18 protein-coding genes and 1 other annotated feature are annotated in these 20898 nt (G+C 37.0%); of the genes, 10 read left to right on the top strand and 8 right to left on the bottom strand.

Annotated elements, in window-relative coordinates:
* Positions 1 to 4 precede the first annotated feature (4 nt).
* Positions 5 to 910, top strand: a complete 906-nt coding sequence (murQ, locus tag AO843_RS21390) for an N-acetylmuramic acid 6-phosphate etherase (protein WP_054613097.1) — start codon at positions 5 to 7, stop codon at positions 908 to 910.
* Positions 911 to 982: 72 nt separating this feature from the next.
* Positions 983 to 1858, top strand: coding sequence for a MurR/RpiR family transcriptional regulator (locus AO843_RS21385; RefSeq protein WP_054613105.1), 876 nt, complete (start codon positions 983 to 985; stop codon positions 1856 to 1858).
* A 131-nt stretch (positions 1859 to 1989) separates the two neighbouring features.
* Here the strand turns inward: AO843_RS21385 and AO843_RS21380 are convergent, their stop codons facing one another.
* From AO843_RS21380 to AO843_RS21370, 3 genes are all read right to left on the bottom strand, one after another.
* Complete coding sequence (locus AO843_RS21380) at positions 1990 to 3072, bottom strand: ABC transporter ATP-binding protein (protein WP_054613096.1); 1083 nt, start codon at positions 3070 to 3072, stop codon at positions 1990 to 1992.
* A gap of 106 nt (positions 3073 to 3178) precedes the next feature.
* Entirely contained in the window at positions 3179 to 4039 is an 861-nt protein-coding gene (locus AO843_RS21375) for a PucR family transcriptional regulator (RefSeq protein ID WP_054613095.1), read from the bottom strand.
* A 149-nt stretch (positions 4040 to 4188) separates the two neighbouring features.
* Positions 4189 to 6375 (bottom strand): MMPL family transporter, encoded by a 2187-nt coding sequence (locus AO843_RS21370; protein WP_054613094.1) that lies wholly within the window; start codon positions 6373 to 6375, stop codon positions 4189 to 4191.
* A 127-nt stretch (positions 6376 to 6502) separates the two neighbouring features.
* Between AO843_RS21370 and AO843_RS21365 the strand changes: the two genes are divergently transcribed.
* From AO843_RS21365 to AO843_RS21350, 4 genes are all read left to right on the top strand, one after another.
* On the top strand, positions 6503 to 7120 hold the full coding sequence (locus AO843_RS21365) for a TetR/AcrR family transcriptional regulator (RefSeq protein WP_054613093.1): 618 nt from the start codon (positions 6503 to 6505) through the stop codon (positions 7118 to 7120).
* Between the two features lie 421 nt (positions 7121 to 7541).
* Complete coding sequence (locus AO843_RS21360) at positions 7542 to 7970, top strand: helical membrane plugin domain-containing protein (RefSeq protein ID WP_054613092.1); 429 nt, start codon at positions 7542 to 7544, stop codon at positions 7968 to 7970.
* Positions 7971 to 8015: 45 nt separating this feature from the next.
* The gene (locus tag AO843_RS21355) at positions 8016 to 9200 is read left to right on the top strand and encodes an NAD(P)/FAD-dependent oxidoreductase (protein WP_054613091.1); all 1185 of its coding nucleotides are present in this window, start codon (positions 8016 to 8018) and stop codon (positions 9198 to 9200) included.
* A 142-nt stretch (positions 9201 to 9342) separates the two neighbouring features.
* Positions 9343 to 10296, top strand: a complete 954-nt coding sequence (locus AO843_RS21350; protein ID WP_054613090.1) for a methyl-accepting chemotaxis protein — start codon at positions 9343 to 9345, stop codon at positions 10294 to 10296.
* Between the two features lie 72 nt (positions 10297 to 10368).
* On the opposite strand, the gene AO843_RS21345 is transcribed toward AO843_RS21350, so the two are convergent.
* Complete coding sequence (locus tag AO843_RS21345) at positions 10369 to 12030, bottom strand: M20/M25/M40 family metallo-hydrolase (RefSeq protein WP_054613089.1); 1662 nt, start codon at positions 12028 to 12030, stop codon at positions 10369 to 10371.
* A gap of 241 nt (positions 12031 to 12271) precedes the next feature.
* On the opposite strand from AO843_RS21345, the gene AO843_RS21340 reads away from it, so the two are divergent.
* Entirely contained in the window at positions 12272 to 13000 is a 729-nt protein-coding gene (locus tag AO843_RS21340) for an IclR family transcriptional regulator (RefSeq protein WP_054613088.1), read from the top strand.
* A 43-nt stretch (positions 13001 to 13043) separates the two neighbouring features.
* Here the strand turns inward: AO843_RS21340 and AO843_RS21335 are convergent, their stop codons facing one another.
* A complete protein-coding gene (locus tag AO843_RS21335) occupies positions 13044 to 14291 on the bottom strand; it encodes an MFS transporter (protein WP_054613087.1) in 1248 nt (415 codons plus the stop codon).
* Positions 14292 to 14354: 63 nt separating this feature from the next.
* Positions 14355 to 14617 (bottom strand) — a binding site (T-box leader).
* 251 nt (positions 14618 to 14868) lie between these two features.
* Positions 14869 to 15213: a hypothetical protein gene (locus AO843_RS25240; protein WP_231630217.1), complete on the bottom strand. Its 345-nt coding sequence runs from the start codon at positions 15211 to 15213 to the stop codon at positions 14869 to 14871.
* Between the two features lie 144 nt (positions 15214 to 15357).
* On the opposite strand from AO843_RS25240, the gene AO843_RS21325 reads away from it, so the two are divergent.
* Positions 15358 to 16326: a quinone oxidoreductase family protein gene (locus tag AO843_RS21325; RefSeq protein ID WP_054613086.1), complete on the top strand. Its 969-nt coding sequence runs from the start codon at positions 15358 to 15360 to the stop codon at positions 16324 to 16326.
* Between the two features lie 51 nt (positions 16327 to 16377).
* Here AO843_RS21325 and AO843_RS21320 read toward each other — a convergent pair whose 3' ends face one another.
* Both AO843_RS21320 and AO843_RS21315 read right to left on the bottom strand, forming a co-directional pair.
* Positions 16378 to 17184 (bottom strand): EcsC family protein, encoded by an 807-nt coding sequence (locus AO843_RS21320; protein WP_054613085.1) that lies wholly within the window; start codon positions 17182 to 17184, stop codon positions 16378 to 16380.
* Positions 17185 to 17471: 287 nt separating this feature from the next.
* Positions 17472 to 18833, bottom strand: a complete 1362-nt coding sequence (locus AO843_RS21315) for a MocR-like pyridoxine biosynthesis transcription factor PdxR (RefSeq protein ID WP_054613084.1) — start codon at positions 18831 to 18833, stop codon at positions 17472 to 17474.
* A 97-nt stretch (positions 18834 to 18930) separates the two neighbouring features.
* Between AO843_RS21315 and AO843_RS21310 the strand changes: the two genes are divergently transcribed.
* Together AO843_RS21310 and AO843_RS21305 are read left to right on the top strand one after the other, a co-directional pair.
* Entirely contained in the window at positions 18931 to 19518 is a 588-nt protein-coding gene (locus AO843_RS21310; protein WP_054613083.1) for a GNAT family N-acetyltransferase, read from the top strand.
* Between the two features lie 110 nt (positions 19519 to 19628).
* The gene (locus AO843_RS21305; protein WP_054613082.1) at positions 19629 to 20780 is read left to right on the top strand and encodes an L-aspartate--L-methionine ligase LdmS; all 1152 of its coding nucleotides are present in this window, start codon (positions 19629 to 19631) and stop codon (positions 20778 to 20780) included.
* The last annotated feature ends 118 nt before the right edge of the window (positions 20781 to 20898 follow it).

Genomic DNA, 20898 nt, shown 5'->3' with positions numbered 1-20898 from the left:
TTCAATGGAGCGAATGACAAGACTGACGACTGAGGGCTATCATCCAGATACGACCAATTTGGATTTAATGTCCATTGCTGAAATTGTAAAGCTAATGCATGAAGAGGATAAAAAAATTCCACAAGCTATATCTAAGGTTTTGCCTGAAATCGAACAAGCTATTGTGGCTGTTGTGCATGCGCTGAAGAATGGTGGTAGATTGTTTTATGTAGGTGCAGGGACGAGTGGGAGAATAGGATTGCTGGATGCAGTTGAATGTCCACCAACATTTAGTACTTCATCTAAGCTTGTGCAGGCTATATTAGCAGGGGGTTCAGAGGCAGTGATGCTCGCCATAGAAGGGGCAGAAGATGATTTGTCTTTAGGTAAGCAAGAGTTAAAGAAACAACAGCTAACTAAGCAAGATATAGTAATAGGGATTGCGGCAAGTGGTAGAACGCCCTTTGTTAAAGGAGCATTAAACTATGCCCAGCAAATAGGAGCAAAAACCATTAGCTTGGTCAGTAATTCCCATTCGATCATTAGCGAAAATGCAGATATAGCCATTGAGGTCATTACTGGTCCGGAAATTCTAACAGGTTCTACCAGATTAAAGGCTGCAACAGCCCATAAACAAATACTGAATATGATTACAACAACCACCATGATTAAGCTTGGAAAAGTCTACAAAAATTTAATGGTGGATGTTCATGCAAGTAATTTTAAATTGCGAGAACGTGCCAAACAAATTGTTTGTGAAGTTACAGGAGTCTCCTATATTCAAGCCGAAAGAGCTTTAGAGCAAACCAACTATCAAGTGAAGCTTGCTATTGTAATGTTACTGACGAATACAATGTTAGAAGAAGCGACAACATTACTTGCTCAATCCGAAGGGCATGTCCGTAGAGCTGTAGAGTTAAGGAAGCATTGAAGGAAGAGGTGGATGGAACTACTCCATTCACTTTTTCTTGCAGGCTACATACTAGAGGCGGGGATGAAGAGTATGGAAAAAATAAACGCTGGCTTAATTATGCTATCAGAAATGCGTGAGAAGCTACCCCCTTCTGAAAAAAAGGTGGCAAGCTTTATTTTAGAATATCCAACACAGGCCATTAAAATGACCGCTGTTGAGTTGGGGGAGGCAAGTCAGACGAGTAGTGCGGCTGTTATTCGTTTATGCAAATCTTTAAATGTTAGTGGCGTTCAGGAGTTGAAATTACGTATTGCGGGCGATTTACAGCGTAAGAATACAGTGGATAGAGATATTGAGGCAAATGAGCCATTACAATCAATTGTAGAAAAGGTGACATTGCAGAGCAGTGAAATTCTGACACAAACGGCCAATTTAATAGATAAGGCTGAATTAGAACAGGCTGTATCAGCTTTAGCAAAAGCCAAAAGAATTATTTTTTTTGGTGTAGGTGCTTCTGGTATTACAGCAATGGACGCAGATCAAAAATTTTTAAGAATTAATAAGCACAGTAAAGCATTTATGGATTTACACTTAGGGGCTACAGCAGTTGTCAATGCACAGGAGGGGGATGTGGTAGTTGGTATATCCTTCTCTGGAGAAACACATGAAGTGGCCAAAATTCTAGAAATTGCTGGCCAAACACCTGCTACTACAATAAGCTTAACACGCTATGGTAGTTCATTGGTGTCTAGTTTAGCGGACATTTGTTTATATGTATCACCTAATGTAGAAGCAACCTTTAGAAGCGGTGCTACTTCCTCACGCCTTGCTCAGCTTCTTGTCATTGATATTTTATTTATGGGAGTAGTAACTAGTGCCTTTAATCAGACAATTGATTATTTAGATGAGACACGAACAGTTATTCAAGGGCTGCATAAAAAAGTGGCTAAAAGAAAAATAAAGTAAAACGAAGGCGATGGATTTCATAGCATCGTCTTCGTTTTATTATTTGATTAAACTAATATTTTTTACCAAAAGAGAATCGTCCTGTACAGAAAACTTCCTCTTTTATAGGGGGAGTCTAATTCTTGATTTATTTAAAGACGTTCTTCCGTTTTAGGGTCGAAGAAATGAATCTTTTCTTCCTTCATGACAAGTGTTGCAACATCAGAAGGGTGTAAATTGCTATCTGCCTGAACTCGTGCAATCAATGACTGGTTGGCAAGAGAGCAATAGAGGAAGGTTTCTGCTCCAAGTAATTCGGCAACGTCAACTGTGGCCTTAAAAGCATAGGGAGAGAAGTCATTCGTTATTTGTAAATCCTCAGGACGTATCCCCATCACGATTTCTTTCCCTAAATAATTTTTTTCCTTTAACAAGGGCTTGTATATAGAAGGAATTGGGAACGTTTGTTCACCAATAATAATAGCTGTTTCCGTGAGATGACATTGGAATAGGTTCATAGAAGGTGAACCGATAAAGCCTGCTACAAACATGTTTTGTGGTGTATCATAGACTTCTTTAGGAGCACCAATTTGCTGGATAAGGCCATCCTTCATGACAACGAGACGAGTGGCCATAGTCATAGCCTCTGTTTGGTCATGTGTGACATATATAGTTGTTGTCTGAATCCGCTGATGTAGCTTCTGAATTTCAGCACGCATTTGGACACGTAGCTTAGCATCCAAATTTGAAAGTGGCTCATCCATTAAAAAAACCTTAGCGTCTCTAACAATAGCGCGGCCAAGTGCGACACGCTGACGTTGACCACCGGATAATGCTTTGGGCTTTCTTTTTAAATAATCTTCTAAACCTAATATTTTGGCAGCCTCTCTGACGCGATGATCTATTTCCTTTTTATCAACCTTTCGAAGCTTTAAGCTAAATGCCATATTATCATAGACTGTCATATGCGGATATAAAGCATAGCTTTGGAACACCATGGCGATGCTACGATCTTTTGATTCCACGTCATTCATTAAGACGTCGTCTATATAAAGCTCTCCTTTGGATATGTCCTCTAAGCCAGCAATCATACGCAAGGTTGTGGTCTTACCACAACCAGAAGGACCAACAAATACAATGAATTCTTTATCATGAATATGCAAATTGAAATCACTTACAGCTTGAATATTTTTATCGTATATTTTATAGATATGCTCTAATCTCATTTCCGCCATATACGCTACACCCCTTTGCAAGTCATACCTTCATTGTAATTGACTTCTTCATACAGCGATAGAGAAAGTGTGCACAGTATTGAAGTGACAGATTGTGCAGTATGCTTTAATGTGAAGCTAAGAAAGTGATGGCAAGATATACTTCTAATCGGTGAGTAAATTGGCGAATGTCCTTTTGTGTTAGCTGCTGAAACTTTTCTAATCGGTTTTGGAGGGTATTACGGTGCATAAACAATTTTTTAGATGCCAATGTGATATTTCCTTCATATTCAATCAATTGTTTTATTGTGTATAGTAGATCTGGTTGAGATGTTGCGCTTTTTAAAATAGAGGCGATAAACATATTCTTCTCTTCGAAATTGAAGCGTTGAGTAATATAGGGTACTAAAAGATCCTGTTGAGTGAGTACATGTTTTGTTGTATAAGTCCAAATGGAATGTTGAAGTTGAACATACCAGTTAAATCGTTCCTTCGTCATGACCATGTCTGATAAAACATCAGAAACAAAAATTTTAAATGGAGCCTCTACATCTTCTATTAAAGGGTCTAGATAAAGAGTGAGATTTAATAATTCATCGCTCTCGCAGCAGTCAATAATAATGAATAATTGGGGATTAAGTGATAACAGTAATATTTTCTTTCCTAAAAAAGCTTCAAAGACTGTCCGTAGTAATGTAGGTGCAGAAAATACTTTGTCAAAATGAAGAAATAACAAACGATGCATAGGAATATCCTTGGGAGCAATATCAGTTTTGCCTGTAAAATAATCCAACCAAACCATATCATATTCATTTGGCAAAGCTATTGGGCCAGAGAATATTTGTAACAGCTCTAATTCATTTTGAGTGATGGTATACTTCGGTATTTCATAAAGCCCGTTATCAAAATTAAATACATAATTTTCTACTATGTTGCCTGAAAAGGGGCTTAGCAATGGGAAACGTTGCTGTAATTTAGAAAAATCCAAGAACATCACTCCTTTAATAGAAATCAAATAAGGCTCATATTAGTATAAATATATGATGAATGATTCTAGTATTAATACATAAAATAACACGAATATTAGCAAGTGGAGTTGACTCTGACGAATGCTAATATCCGTGTTATTTTTATATGTTAGGCCTCTTTTTTGAATAATTTCCCCGGCCAAAATGCGTATTTGCCTAGAACCGTTGTGATTGCTGGAACAAGCAATGGTCGAACAATGAATGTATCGAGAAGTACACCGATTGCTGTTACAACACCAAATTGAACAAGTACCTGAATAGGTAATGTTGCTAAGACTGCGAAAGTACCTGCTAAAATGAGTCCAGCAGATGTAATTACACTTCCTGTTCGTACAACACCTTCTTCTACAGCTGTTAAATGATCAGTTGTTTTACGTTTTTTCCAAATCTCTGAAATCATAAAGATATTATAATCTTCTCCGAGTGCTACTAAGAACACGAATGAATACAATGGAATAGCTCCAGAAATGGCTTCTGCACCCATGATATGATGTAAAATCAACCATCCTGCGCCTAATGCTCCAAAGTAAGAGATGATAACCGTTGCTAGTAAGTAAACAGTTGCAGTAATGGAGCGTAAATAAACAAATAATAATAACGCGATTAAAGCAATCATGGTTGGCATGATAACCGTTTCATCACGCTTGGTTATCTGTTGGGTATCATATTGACTAGCAGTTTCTCCGCCAATCCAAACATGTTTGTCAGCATTACTGAGTCCTTTTTGCTCCAGCATTTCGACAACTTCCGCCTTTAATTCAGGAATATGAGCCAAAGATTCCTTCGAATAGGGGTTGGCGTTTAAAGATAGTTCATATAATTGAATGTCATTATTTTTTTCGCCTATCTGTACATCTGCCACACCATCAATGTAAGAGATTGTAGAAAGTTGCTGTTGTAAATTAATAGCATTACCCTCTGTGTCAATCACTAATTGTACGGGTGCTAATTCGCCAGGTGAAAAATTCTCTTCTATTAAAGTAAAGCCTTCTCGCGACGGCATATCTTTAGGGAAGGATGAAAGTAAATCAAACGTATACTGAATACGTGGAACGAACGCTGCCAATCCTCCAAGTAAGATCACTGTTACAGCAATAACAACCCATGGTTTATGGGTAACAAAATGTCCGATTTTATGACTAATCTTATGTGATGGTTTATGTTGTTTCTTTCCTTTTCTATGTGCCATCTCTTCTGTGCGTGGAATGAATGGGAAGAAAGCTACACGACCGATGATGACAAGAATAGCAGGGAGGACGACTAATGCTGCAATCCCCATTACAAGCACACCAAAGCTAAATGGCACGGCAAAGCGTTGAAATGCCCCATAATGAGCAAGACTTAGAGTAGCTAAACCAATGACAACCGTCAGGGCACTCATTAAAATAGCACCACCTGATTCTTTGACAGCGAGTTTCATAGCGACAGTCTTATCCTCAACTTGGAAGAGAATTTCTCGATATTTAGATATCAAAAATAAACAATAATCAGTACCTGCACCAAAGAGTAAAACTGTCATAATAGAGACCGCTTGTGAATCTTTATCAATCCATCCATGATCCGCAAAGAAACCTAAGGTAGGGCTAATCGCTCCGTAGGCAAGTCCTACAACAAGTAAAGGAATAATGGCCAGTAATGGGGAACGATATATAATAATAAGTAGTACTAAAACGAGTAATACTGTTGCTATCAATAGCTTTACATCTGCCTGAGAGAATAAACTGACTGCATCAGTGGCGATTCCAACGGGTCCTGAATAACGTACATGAAGCATGTCATTAGAGAGTTCTTTATCTAATTGGACTTGGTTATTCTCCATTATTTTTGTTAGATTATTTAAACTATCCTGCAGTGCATCTGTAGCGACACCTTTTTCAAAGAATACAGGAGTAACAATTGTTGTGCCATTTTCTGAAGCAGCAGCTGTTAGAGCCTGAGGTGGCATTTTATCAAATGGTGGAACAATCGTTTGATGAGCTAAAGGCTTTGTTTGAAGCGCATTGTAAACACCTTGTATTGCTGAAAAATCTTCAGTGGTTAGACCACTGTCACGATACCAAACCAATAATAAGGGTGTACCTGCATCATTAGGAAATTGGTCAGCAATCATTGCTGCAGCTTGTTCAGACATTTCAGTGTCAGGTAAGTTTTTGCCCGATTCACTTTCGATGCTATTGATTTGTGGCCAAGCAAACGATAGCACAACGACTAATAACACCCAAAAGGCTAGTGCTAATATACGCCCCTTTTTACTTGCAACCATTGAGCCCCATTGCTCAAGTGGATGTTTTTTCATGTGAAGACCTCCGTTTCATGTAAGTGATTTAATTATATATACTAGAAGGTTAATTAATCAATCTAGAAATACTGATATGTTATAATATGTGTAAAAAGAATGCTTATTTATAAAGGAGGCGAACTTGTTGAAGCAGATACCGCGTGTTCTTGGAAGACCTCGCCATGATGAAAATGCGAAACCGACAAAAGATCTAGTCCTTGAGACGGCTACTAAACTTTTTATTAAAGAAGGCTACAAAAATATTTCGATGGATGATGTAGCAAAGGCTTGTAACGTAACAAAGGCGACCATCTATTACTACTACCCAACTAAAGGCGAATTATATACATCTGCACTAATCGCTATGATGGATCGCATCAAGTTATCTATTTTACAAATTTTGGAGCAACACAAACCATTTAAAGAACGCCTCGAGCAGCTCGTTGAAGTTCATTTATCAGCTACTATCGATATTGATATGAAAAATTTTATGAAAGAGGCTAGCATCAATTTATCGGAATCTCAGTTGAAACAAGTACAAGCATCCGAAAATGAAATGTATCAAACAATTGAGCAAGTTATGCAAATTGAAATGGACAAGGGAACCATCAGAAAAGGGAATTCCACTTTTTTTGCCCATACCTTCATGGCATTAATGTCTGTTGGCTATTTTAAAGATGGAGAAGAGAACAGATTGTTTCTTACCGAAGCTATGGCGGCAAAAGAAATAGTTGATTTTTTTTGGTATTCCGTTGGAGTTTAATTGGAAATCTTGAATGTGACAAAGAGATTAAAGATGAAGAATAATAACCTACGAGAGGTCCGATTGCATTTTTCAACTACAGAGGACAAAATGAAAACGAAATTGCAATAAATATTTGCCAAAATCAATGAATTTTGAAAAGATTGTCGAAATTGTGATTTAGCACATTGAAATAATGTACAAACAGTCTTATAATGAAGGTTGTAATGTCACCAAGACAAGATAAGGATGGTATTATGATGCGCTTTTTGCGACTTAAAGTTAACATTGTAATAACAAGTCATACGAAACGCTATCCAGCCCTTGAGACTGGTGAATGTGTAAGATATACGCTGTAACGACTGTTAAGTTTTACCTTAATGGTCTTTTTTACATGTAAGCAATAAAAAATAGTACTAGCGATGGCAAAGGAGAGTTCAAAATGTCAGAAACGAACAACCAAACACAGGCTGAGCAAGTAACTGTGAGTAAAGAACAATTAGATGTCCTAGATCAATTATTAAAGCCTGAAGTGCAAGAATCTCTTACAACTTTAGTTGAGCAATTACCAAAGTTAACGGAAATGATGACATTATTAACGAAATCATACGAGTTTGCTCAAGCTGTTGCGACAGATGAAGTGCTTAAAAACGATACTGTTGGAGCAGTAACAGAAATGGCTGGCCCTGTAGTAGACTCTGCGAAAAATCTTGCAGCAACTGCAATTGAAGCGAAAGACCGTGCATCTGAAAGCCATGAAGTAATTGGTTTATTCGGTCTAGTGAAAATGTTAAAAGACCCTCAAGTTCAAAATGTTTTCCGTTTTGTTAATGCATTCTTACAAGTAAACGCAGAACGCAAAGCTAAATAAGACTCAAGGTAAATTCAATTCGTAAGGACGGAGGATTAATTAATCATGTCAAAAGAAATCGTCATCTTAGGTGCTGGTTACGCGGGCGTTTTAACTGCATTAACAGCACGTAAGTATTTATCAGCTGATGAAGCTAAAATTACTGTAGTAAACCAATTCCCAACACACCAAATTATCACAGAGCTTCACCGTTTAGCTGGTGGTACAATTGCAGAAGGTGCTGTTGCATTACCACTTAAAAAAATCTTTAAAGGTTTAGACATCGATCTACACATTGCAAAAGTAACGAAATTCAATGTAGATAATAAAAAAGTTGATCTAGATAATGGCTATACATTAACTTACGATACACTTGTAGTATCTTTAGGAAGCCAAACTGGTTTCTTCGGTATCCCTGGATTAGAAGAAAACTCAATGGTTCTTAAATCAGTAAATGATGCCAATAAAATTAACAAACATATCGAAGATCGCATTAAAGCATATGCACAATCTAAAGATGAAGCGGATGCAACAATCGTTATCGGTGGTGGCGGTTTAACAGGTGTTGAGCTTGTTGGTGAAATCGTGGACAACTTCCCGAAAATCGCTGCAAAACACGGTGTTAACTTTGCTGATCTTAAAATTAAACTTGTTGAAGCAGGTCCAAAGATCTTACCAGTACTTCCGGATACACTTATCCAACGTGCTACTGAAAGCTTAACAAAACGTGGTGTAGAATTTATCACGGGTACACCTGTAACTGGTGTTGACGGCAACGTTATTTCGCTAAAAGACCGTGAACCAATTGTTGCAAACACACTTGTATGGACTGGTGGGGTAGCACCACTTCCACTAGTAGGTGAATCAGGTCTTGCAGCTGATCGCGGTAAAGCAACAATTAATGAATTCCTACAATCTACATCACATGAAGATGTATTTGTTATTGGTGACGCATCTGTGGCATTACCAGGTGACGGTGGTCGTCCACTTTACGCGCCAACTGCACAAGTTGCATGGCAAATGGGTGAGTTCGCTGGATATAATGTCTTTGCACAATACAAAAATCAAGAGATGAAATCATTCTCAGCAGTGAACTCTGGTACACTTGCAAGTCTAGGCCGTAAAGATGCCGTTGCTACGATTGGTGCTAGCAACACACAACTTAAAGGTCTTCCTGCAACATTAATGAAAGAAGCTTCAAATATTCGTTATTTAACACATATTAAAGCTCTATTTGGTTTAGCATACTAAAAATTAAAATCCCACTTCTATCAGGAAAAGCTATGATAGAAGTGGGATTTTTTTGTGGACAGTTTACTTTTACGATATTTGTTTATTAATTACTTCAAAGAGAGTAAAATTAATACAAATCTAGTTACTGGAGTGATGGCATGTGTTAACGATATTTCAATCAAAAAGAGAAGATATAGAACAATTTAAGGAAAAAATTGATGAATTGAATGCAAAGTTGGATAAGAAGGATAATGAATTCCAAATTTTTCTAAACGAATTACATAAAGAGTTAATTTCGACGATTGGACAACATGATATAGTTAATCACCAACATGTCATTTTGGGTGAAATGGTAACAAATATTTTAAACGAGTTTAATCGAGTAGAAAACAGCACAATTGAATCCAATACAATATCTGGACATGCTCTTGAAAAAGGAAATTCTTTAATCGTTTCATCAGATGAAATGGTTTCTTTATCTATAGAAAGTAAGCAAGCTGTAAAAGAAGTTCAGCATGTCATTGATGAGCTAGGTGAGCAATCAAGAAAAACAACCAATAGTATGAATCATTTAAGTGAACGTTCAAAGCAAATAACAGATATCGTAAAAGTAATCAGTGAGATTTCTAATCAAACCAATCTACTTGCATTAAATGCATCTATTGAAGCAGCGAGAGCCGGTGAGCATGGAAAAGGGTTTTCAGTCGTTGCAGAAGAAGTGCGAAAGCTTGCTGAAAATACAAAATCAAGCACAGAGGATATTGTGAATCTTACGAAAAAAATTGAAGATCAAATAGCAGAAGCATATGAGGATAATAAAAATAACATGCAATTAGTGACAGAGGGGCTTCAAAAAAGTACGGATACTTCTGAACAAATTAATGCATTACTCCAAATTATCGTGAATGTGCAAAGTGAAGTGAAGGAATTGCTTCACTATATTGATAGCCAAAAAATATCGACTGAAGATGTCATGAGTAAGTTTAAAACGACGACTGCACTATTTGATGATACAAATAAAGTATTAACTGACCATATTGATGAATCAGAGATTGTCACAAAAAAATTACTAGAAGCAGTTGAAAAGGTAAAATGTTTCCCTAATTCAATATAAATTAATGAAGTTTTACTTGATACATAAAAAAAGCACCATTCTAATCAAAATTAGAATGGTGCTTTTTTGACATTAATGATTGGACTTGAATATTTCTTTTGTGGCTTTCTGTATTAGCTTTGGTAGAACGCCAAAGGAATAAGGCTTATAAACTCTCTCTGTCCACTTGTGGCCGTCTTTTCCGTATACTCCCATTGTAACAGAAGGGATATTCAGTGCTTTTATTTTCTCAAATGGTAGGGGATAAAGGGTATCCCATTTTGGGAAATTATTGAGCAACTCATCTAGTTCTTCTTGTGTAGCATGAATAGATAAGAAGCTTCCATCAGCTAAGTATGGGAAAAAGCGCTTAACTTGAAATGGCTCGCCTGTTTCGTTAGCTACCTCCTGGGCGACTTGTGAAATGGTTTGCTTTAATAATTGGTCTCTTACCACATCTTCCTTTAAATAATTATGGGGTAAGAATGGCGGTGCAAAGAATAAAACAACACGAGGTTTGTGCTCTGGATCTACCTTTTGCAGGGCATCAACGATCGCAAATGACTGTTGGCGTAATTCTTTTCCTGCACTTTTTTTCAGGACGTCAGTGATAATGAGTTCGGTTTGAATGCCCTTTCCGTTTAAGTAAGTAATAAGTTCATCATAAGTGACAACCTCTATGTGCCATGATAATGGACGTTTAGGTACGTTGGAGCGTTCAATATATTGCTCATATTGAAGCTGTAAATATTGCTCTGCCTCTGCACATGCCTGTTGTGCGACAGACTTAAGTTTATTAACAACATGATCTGGTGATTCTTCATATAAAAAATAGTTAAAATAAATCTGGCTTGTAGATGCAGTTTGAACCGTATAGGATTCTTTTGTATCACGTTGGTATAAGCACGTAGGTGGAAGGATTGTCTCACCTGCAATTTGCTCAGTCAATGCTAAATTATTATGAATACGCTCCGTAATTTTTGCGGCTACATAATTGGGATCAATGCCACTTAATGTATCTCCAACATGCACCTCGCGGCCATAAATATAGAAGGAGGGTAGTAGCTTTCCAGCAACCCCTGTGTATATATAACGATGTGGGTCGTCGCCGTATAAAGGTGTTGTAAAGTCGGTATTAATCGCCATTAGAAAATCTAGCTCTTGTTCTATTTTTAAACGATTTAGTTCATCTAATGCATCAATAATCCCATTATGCTCTGCCTCTTCGCCACCATTTAAAATAAGTAGTAAGTTTCCCTCTAATTCATCAAGATGATTTGTGAAATATTGAATATTCGCAATATGGACTGCGGCCCCGCTTTTCATATCTACAGCTCCGCGCCCAAACATCCAATCGCCACTCTGAGCATCCTTCTGTACATCAGCATTACCTTCAAATGTTTTAAAGAATTCCTCAAGCTGGGTAGGAGAAAAAGCAAACTCTTTTAAATGACCAAAATCCTCGATATCAACTGTATCTAAATGAGAGTGATAGATAATTGTCTTTTTTGTTTCGCTAGGACTTTTAACGAAGGCAAAAAGATTTTTGCGTCCGATTGGGTCCTGCTTAACGTTTGTCATCCAAAGAAATATAGGGTTTTCTTGGTAGTAGGGGAATAATCGCATTTTGTCATAGATAGTCTCGATAATTTTCCCTTCACCTTGAGTACCATTAATACTATTAATATTTACTAACTCTTTTGTAAGCTCTTCAATTTGCATTGCGATGGGTAACTGTCTTAGTTGTGGATACATGTATATTGCCCCTTTTTTGTTCGATTAAATATCATTCAAAATAGCAACCATATTTACTTTAATGTTTCGTTATGTGAAAATTAATCCGTATTGTGGAATATAATTCATCATATAAGAAAAAAACGTAAACGTCAATTTTAATTTTTATAAAATTCTGTGTTTTTTTATAAATTTATTGGCTTGCAAGTCTATATAAATGAGTAAAAATTCGTTAAAATGAATAAAAGGAGGAGGAGGAGCGATGATTCAATCCATTGAAAGAGCAATGATGATTATTAATGTACTAGCCAAAAATCCTAAGCGATTCTTTTCTGTTCAAGATATATATAATGAAACAGACTTACCTAGCAGTACAATTTATCGTTTATTGTACACATTAGAAAGTTTTGATTTAGTAGAAAGAAATGAGGAAAAAAAGGAATTTCGTTTAGGGAATACATGGTTACAGCTTGGAATGAAAATGTATCATCATACAAACATTCGAGAAAAAGCACATCCTTTATTAGAAGAGCTTGCAAATAATGTTCGGGAAACAGCATATTTAAATATTCCAAAACTATATAACTCTATTATTATAGACCGTGTAGATAGCCCCAAAAATGTACGTATTATTGATATGATAGGTGAAAAAATTCCCTATCCAATTGGAGCCGCTAATAAAGTCTTACTTGCATTCTCCAAAAAAGAAGTGCAAACTGGCTTCTTTAAAAATATAAATGATCTTGAAAAAATTGAGTTAATGGAGCAACTGAGTGTCATAAAAGAAAAGGGGTACTCTATTAGCTATGGGGAAAAAACAAAGGGAACCGTTTCAGTGGCCGCACCTGTTTTTGATTTAAATGAGGAACCAATTGCAGCAATCAGCGCAGAGTGTTTTGAGTATGATACGGATGCTGAAAAACTAGAGAGTATTGCAAAGGAAGTAACAAGAGCTGCTCACCTTCTTTCACAAGAACTAGGGCATATGTAAATAGGTCTTTTCCGTTCAAGGAAACGACCTATTTTTGTTTTTCTTAGTTATGCGGTTCAGAAGTATTTTGATACAAAGGAGCTTTAGCAGGGCGTACATTTAAAATGAATAAAACGGTAGCAACAATCAACATCACAATAGATGCACACAAGACTACAAATCGTATTGAAATGATTTCAGCAGTAACCCCAAATACCGCTGTCAAAATTATGATGGAAAGGGCTTCGAAAAAACCATAAATGCTCCCTATGCGTCCCATACTTTCGGCAGGGATATTATTTTGATAAAAGGTATAAAAACCTGTATTAGCAAATGCCATTGCAAATGATAAAAAGAAGCAACCTAATGCCGCAATAAAAAAGGTATAGGATGAAGTAAACAGTAAGTAGCCGAACGCTGTCATCACGGAACCCATGCCAATTAACCAAGCAGTAGACACTTTTTCAACAACTACTGAATTAGTCAGAGAACCAATTAGTACACCGACACCCGCGATACTGACCAAAACTCCATATTCCCCCTCAGATAAAGCGAGTACTTGAGTTGCAAAAGCGGCTTCTAAAGAATCAGTCGCCGTCATCAATACAATGGTGGCACTGAATAACAAATAGACCGTCATAATATAGGTATTTTTTAAGCTAAAATGTATGACCAGCTTCCAATCATGGAGCAATATCTTAGAAAATGACGTTTTTTCTGTACTATGAACAAAACCTAGCTGTTCATGTATTTCAACGTTTGGCATCTTAATGGTTATACAGGCTGATAAAAATAAAGCAATTGCGTTTAAGTATATAGCCATATTAGGTGTACCGAGCGTAAATAGAAAACCAGCAATAGCGGGACCAGTCAGAAAAGCTCCAGAGTCTAGCAGACTGCGTAATGAATTAAAACGTTTCCTTTGCTCTATTGGTATCAATTTAGTGATATAAGTCATAGAGGTTGGATGATACATAGAACCAGCAGCTGTAATGATAAAGACTAAAACATAAATCCACACTAAGCTAGAGAAGCAAGGAAGTATGACAATAAGTAAGGACTGACAAAAACTCAACATAATCATTAGATATTTCTTATTAAAACGATCTATTAAGCTACCTGACCAAAAATTAGTAAATAATGATGAGAGAGCTCTTACAATATACAAGCCAGACACAGCAAGTGCTGATTCTGTAAGATTGAGTACAATAAGGTTTAAAGCAATAAAATAGATCCATCCACCAATACTAGAAACACCGATACTACATAATAAGATAACTGGATAGCGCCATGACTCTAAAGACTTGTTCATATAAATTCCTCCTTCAACAAAACTTGTTTTGCAAAAAAAAAATCCCACCCCCAAGACATTAGTCTTAGGGACGAGATGGAAGAATTTATACTCACGTGGTGCCACCCTAGTTCACTATTATGTCACCATAACAGCCTTTTCAGTACGACATTAATTTATGCTTATACTGTAACTCTATAACGGGAGTTCCCGTCGCACCATCATTCCAATAGAAATCCAATGCGCTACTCTGAGACTTGTTTCAATAATTCGTTCTTGCTCGTTTTCAGCAACCCGAGCTCTCTGGGAAGAACAGCCTTATTTACTCTTCTCTTCACTGTATTTTGGATAGTGTAGCATATATAGATAATTTTGGTAAAGCACCAGGTTAAAAAAATTATCAGTTCTCCTGAATGAATTCTTTTAGTTGTGTTAAAAGTGACGCGCAAAATTGAATGGTATTGACGATATTGGAAGCATCTTCAAGGGAATGATTAAGGCCATCAAAAACGGCAAGATTAAGTGTAGTAAGCTGAGCTATTTTTTCCTGCGAAAAATGTGGGTCTGCTGTACCAATTGATAAAAATGCCTGTCTGTCTTATAGATTAGCCATTGTATGTTCCAGTGACAACAATGGTGTTAAGAGTACATACCGAGTAGGCATTGAAGAAGACTGTTGCATATAACAGTCTATAATAGGCAAGGTGCCTAATGATTTTCCTATGTAAACGGCATTTGTATAAGGTTTTGTTTCTAAGAAGTATTCTACAATAGGATCGACAACACTATAAACCCTATTTGATATGGCTTGTGGTTTCTGCTCGAACAGTTGTTGTTCAAATGAATAGTTGATTTGAATAACATCATAGCCAAGCTCTAGCATTAGTGACCGTGAATAATAAAGGATAGGTTTCTCATAGCTATAGCCTGTTCCAGATAACATAAAACAAATCTTATCACTATCTCTATCAAAAAAATCATAAGATATGCCATTGTATGTCTTTCGTTTTGGTTTAATTTTTATGGGTATTAATCCATTCTTTGTAAATTTAGTTTATAATTTAATATAACAGGGAGGGAGAAATTAATGAAGACTATACTAATTACTGAGTTTGGTGCTTCTGATGTTTTAACATATACGGAATATCCTAAGCCTACAATCTCTACAGGAGAAATCCTAATACGCACAACCTATACAAGCGTGAACTTTGCAGATATCAAAAATCGCACAGGTAATAAGGCTAAAGGAAATTTTCCAATGATTCTTGGCTTAGATGTTGCGGGTATTGTAGAAGAGGTTTTTGATGATAGCAGCGATTTTCAAAAGGGTGACCAAGTCATAGCATTTCCGACAAATGGGGCTTATGCAGAGTATGTCGTAGCAAAGGAACAATTGGTTTTTAAAGTCCCATGCGATGTACCAATAGAAAAGGTAGCAGCTGTTCCAACTGTGTCATTTTTGTCGTATATTTTAACACATCAGATAGCACCAATTAGTCAGAATGATTCAGTCTTAATTCATGCTGCATCTGGTGGAGTAGGGACAATGCTTATTCAAATGGCCAAAAAGCTAGGCGCTAAACAAATTATTGGGACGGTAAGTAATTTGGAAAAGGCACCAATAGCTTATCAGCTTGGGGCAGACCATGTTCTGACATACGATCAATTTAGTTTGCATGTTCAGGACTTAACAGCTGAACTTGGGGTCGATATTGTGTTTGATTCGATTGCGGGAGCAATAACAGAGGAAAGTTTAAGTTGCTTAGCACCATATGGTACACTCGTACAGTTTGGTAATAGTGGAGGCAAGTCAGGAACTATCAAAACATCGGATTTACATAGTAGCTGCCGCAATATAAAAGGATTTAGCTTAGGTACGACTAGATCCTCAAAGCCTGAAATGTTACAACAAGTGGCCCAAGATATTTTTATTTTATTAAAAGAGGATAGTTTCCAAGTGCCCATTGCAAAAATATTTTCATTAGAGGACATGCAAAAGGCTCATGAACTGATGGAAAGCCGTCAGCATCAAGGAAAAATATTAATTAAAGTATAGAAATGAAGGGAAGATGACGCTCAAATAAGTAAGAGTGTCATCTTGGTTGTATCAACTTTCTACTTCATTCAATTTTTCATAAATACGTCTTTTTCTATAAAGCATAATGCCCGTTTCAGCAACATCTTGAATCATTCCTTTATTAGCAAAAGCACCGAAAACCATCCCAGCAATAGGAATCATTTGAAACAGCTTTTTCCATCCTAGTTGATCTCGGTATGTATAAAATACCTCCTGCCAGCCTTGAAGCTGAGAAATCATATTGTCAGAAGCCTTATTCGTACTATTCATAGAAGAAAGCTCTTGTAAAATGGCTTCCTTACCGACAATATCTGCAGAAGTAAACTGCAGGCATTTCACAATAAAAATACGCTCCATTTTATCATTAGGATCATAGCCATGGATAATAGCAATTTCTTGCAATGTTTTTAATGCCGTTCCTAAAATAACAGGAATATCAATAGCCAAGGTAAATATTCCGCCAAAGCCGGTTGAAGCACCCTGTACGGTTGCAAATTTTACACGCTCATTTTGTAATTTATCACTAAGGGTGATCATATCCTCCAATGGAATCTGACCAATATCTGAAATGGCCAAAATATGCTGTGTAGAAGAATGATGACGGATCTTTTGTATCATGGCTTGTTCATTGATTAAGTATTTTCCACCTGATTGTATATAATTCCCTAATTCATCAACTAATAATGCAATTTTATTTTGAATAAAAGCAGGTGTCATTTTATCTAAAAGCTTAAACGGTATTCTACCTAATTTTTCCCAAAACCATAAATCCTTTTGATCTTTTTCCCATTCTTGAATTTCTTGCAAGTGCTGTTCTAATAGCTCACGGCTCTCCATTATTATCTAATCCCCTTATGTGTCCATTTACCTTTACATACGAAAAATATTAAATAAAGTTTCGTTTTATGTTGATTCAGCAGCTGTTTTTTACCGAAAGCGAACCGTCATGTACAGTAGGCTCCTACTCCAATAGGTGACGAAAAGAATGCTGAATCAAAATAAAATCCCTGGCGGAAGGTCATAGATTTGGAAGAGGAGCATTTCAGGCAAGCAAGCTCGAAACCATTTGGACGCCATTACGCAAAGGCGTAACTGATTTCTATATAATTTCGACAAATGACATGTTATTGCCAAACAGCGGCAAGAAGTGCAATACCGTCATTAATTTGCTGCAGCGTCAGTCCCCCGTAGCCTAAAATGACCAGAACATCATCTGTACCGTGCTGATAGGAGGTAGAACATGGATAGACACGAATACCGATCTCTTGGGCAAGCTGAATCGCTTTTTTCTCAGAGAGTCTTTCAGGTAACTTCATAACAATATGCAGCCCAGATTTTTCACCAATGACTTGGAATTCCTCCGAAAAATGAGTGGAGATAGCTGTTAGTAATGTTTGTTGTTTTTTACGATAAACGGTACGCATTTTCGCTAAATGTTTATCGAATTGCCCTTGTGCAATGAAATCAGCTAAAACAAGCTGATCAATTCTAGAGACAACTGATTTTTGTTCATGGTTAAAGGTTATAAATGATGCGATTAGAGACTTTGGTAGAATCATATAACTAATTCGTAAAGATGGAAGCAGCGTTTTCGAGAATGTCCCAAAATAGATAACTCGCTGAAGCTGGTCCATTTTTGCTAAAGAGGGAATAGGGAGTCCCTTATAACGAAATTCTGAATCATAGTCATCTTCTATAATGTATGCCTCGTTCAAGTTTGCCCATTGCAACAATGCAGCTCTTCTCTCTATTGTCATAATCATGCCTAAAGGAAATTGATGAGCCGGTGTTGTGTATAACATGTGAATTGTTTTTTGAGGGAGAGTTATGCCAGCGTTATCCACAGGGATTGCCTCTGTAGACAACCCGCACTGTTGTAAAGTAGCACGTACTCGTTTAAAACCAGGTTCTTCAATTCCTACGCGAGTCAGGGGACCGAAAAAGTGACTAAGAGCCTGAAGTTGGCTTTGGGTACCGCAATAAATAAACACCTGAGATGCATCACAAATAACGCCACGTGAACGTTCTACATAGCGCGCAATTTCGGATCGTAAAACTAGCTCTCCTTCCCATGGACTTGTTGATAAATTATTGTTGTTTAAGTGTTTTTTCAGTAGCTTATGCCAAATTGAATAGGGAAAAGCCTCGTTATCCACATGTCCGTTATGAAAATCATAGTGAACGTCGTTTGAGATGATTGTGCTTGTCGGAGGATTCTGCTGCTGTACTTGTTGCAACCAATCAAATTCAAAGGGAGCAATAAAATAACCCGCACGCTCTTTACTATAAACATAACCTTCTGCCAGTAATTGTTCATAGGCCTCCTTCACAGTATGTACACTTACATCGAGTGTTTGAGCAAGAGTTCGTTTAGAGGGTAATTGCCTATGAGCTAGTAATCTTTTAGTTAAAATAGATTGCCTAATTTCTTCATAAATTTGTAAGTATTTAGCTGAATCTCCCGTAAATGATATGGATAGCTCCACAAGAAAAACCTCCTCTGGTATGGTTTAATTTTTAATAATTGGTTCTATCTATCATATCAATTTTGCCGTTTAATAACTAAAAAAGGAGTGAAACGTAATGGAATTTATCGCATTAGAAAATGAAATGGTTAAACTAAAGCCTTTAGAGTTGAACGATTTACCAGGGATCTTAGAGGCAGCGAGTTATCCAGAAATTTGGTCACATATGTCCATAACTATTGAAAGAATGGAGGATGTGAATAACTTTGTGGAAAATGCGTTAATTACGAGACACGGAAAAACAGAATTTCCTTTTGTTATTGTGGATAAAAAAACAGGAGATATTATAGGGTCTACTCGATTTATGGATATTGATGATAAACATCAGCGACTTGAAATAGGAACTACATGGCTAACACCTGCTTACTGGCGTACCCCTATGAATACCAATTGTAAATATCTCTTATTACAATACTGTTTCGAAATCCTTCAATTGCAACGAGTTCAAATAAAAACTGACCATGAAAATATTCGTTCTCAAAAGGCTATTGAACGTATTGGTGTAACGAAAGAGGGTATATTACGAAATCACATGATTCGCAAGGATGGGACTATTCGTCATACTGTCATGTATAGTATCACTTTAGAAGAATGGCCACAGGTGAAAATGCACTTAAAAAAATTATTAGTCCAATCTACAGAATAATTGGGCATTAATGGATTTTTAATGATGATTAAGTTTGTTTTTTCTATTAAAAAGTGTCAAAAAATATGTGGAAGGGTAGAGTACTTAAAAATTGAAAGAGGGTAATCTACTTGAAACCAAAATATACACTAAAACAAATCTATGGGGAGAATGCTGTGTATACACCAAGAACACCGTATAGTGATAATCCATGGATGATGGACGATCCTCATAAGCTGGATGCCCTAACCTCTAGAGAAGTAGCGATTGCTGATATTCCTGTATTGGTGCACCGAGCCACGCAAACGGAAAAAGCCCAAGAATTACATCGATTAGCAGGGTTACCATGGGTCGAACAATCTTATAGCTATGAAACTAAGGAGGAATATTTAGCTCAAATCCGATCTTGGTGTGAGGATGACAAGACGATTGTATGTCAGTATATACATGACTTGGAGCATATGGATCGTCAATGCTATTGGATGGACGCTGAGAAATTTAATGAATTGAATACTAAAGCATATATCGATCACTTAATCGATAGCAAATTTGTTCCAAGTCGTTTAAATGTAGAAACTTATAGACTCTCGGATGCCATAAAAAATTGGCGACCACCTGTCGTTCTTAAGCCGGGAGATGATTCCCCAACTTCTGGGGGCTATGGAGTCATCATTTGTCATAATAAAGAGGAGCTGACAGAGGGCTTACGGCAATTTCGAATGACTGGAACGGAGAGTATAATAATTGAGGAGCTATTACAGACAAAGGACAATTTTAGCTGCCAATTTGTCTACTCAGAGGAGCTAGGCATTCAATACTTAGGTGCTTCCCAGCAGATTACTGATGACAATGGCATTTATCAAGGGAATGTTATTGTGGATGAAGTACCTGAAAAAGTAATTGAAGTAGGCAGACATATTATGGAACGAGGCGTAGCCGAAGGTTTTGTGGGTGTGGCAGGCTTTGATTTAATTGTCACAGAGGCTGGTGATGTTCAGGCAATCGATTTGAATTTTCGTCAAAATGGTTCCACCTCTATGCTGATGTTTCATGATGCTTTAGGTAAACCTATCAATAAGTTTGCCTCCTATGCAGCACAAAGTCCCCAAAAGAATGGGTTCTTCTTTCAAACAATCAAGAAGTTTATTGAGCAGGGAGCGTTAATTCCGTTATCATTTTACGATGGAGATTATTTCGATGAGGCTGTTCCCTCAAGATTCGTTGGAATATGGTTTGCAGATACACTTGGTGAGATTGAAAAGTTTGAACAGGAATTAGTATAGTAAAAAAGAATGGTCACTAGGGACTGAACCCCATTAGTGAGACAGTCTCAAAAAAGCATCACCCAACCAGTTTCCGATAATTAATTGGAGACTGGTTGTTTAATTTCAATTGAATACG

This window comes from Lysinibacillus sp. ZYM-1, from assembly GCF_001308875.1.
GTDB lineage: Bacteria > Bacillota > Bacilli > Bacillales_A > Planococcaceae > Lysinibacillus.
The sequence above is the reverse complement of the archived record's forward strand: the minus strand, read 5'-3'. Positions and strand labels throughout refer to the sequence as shown.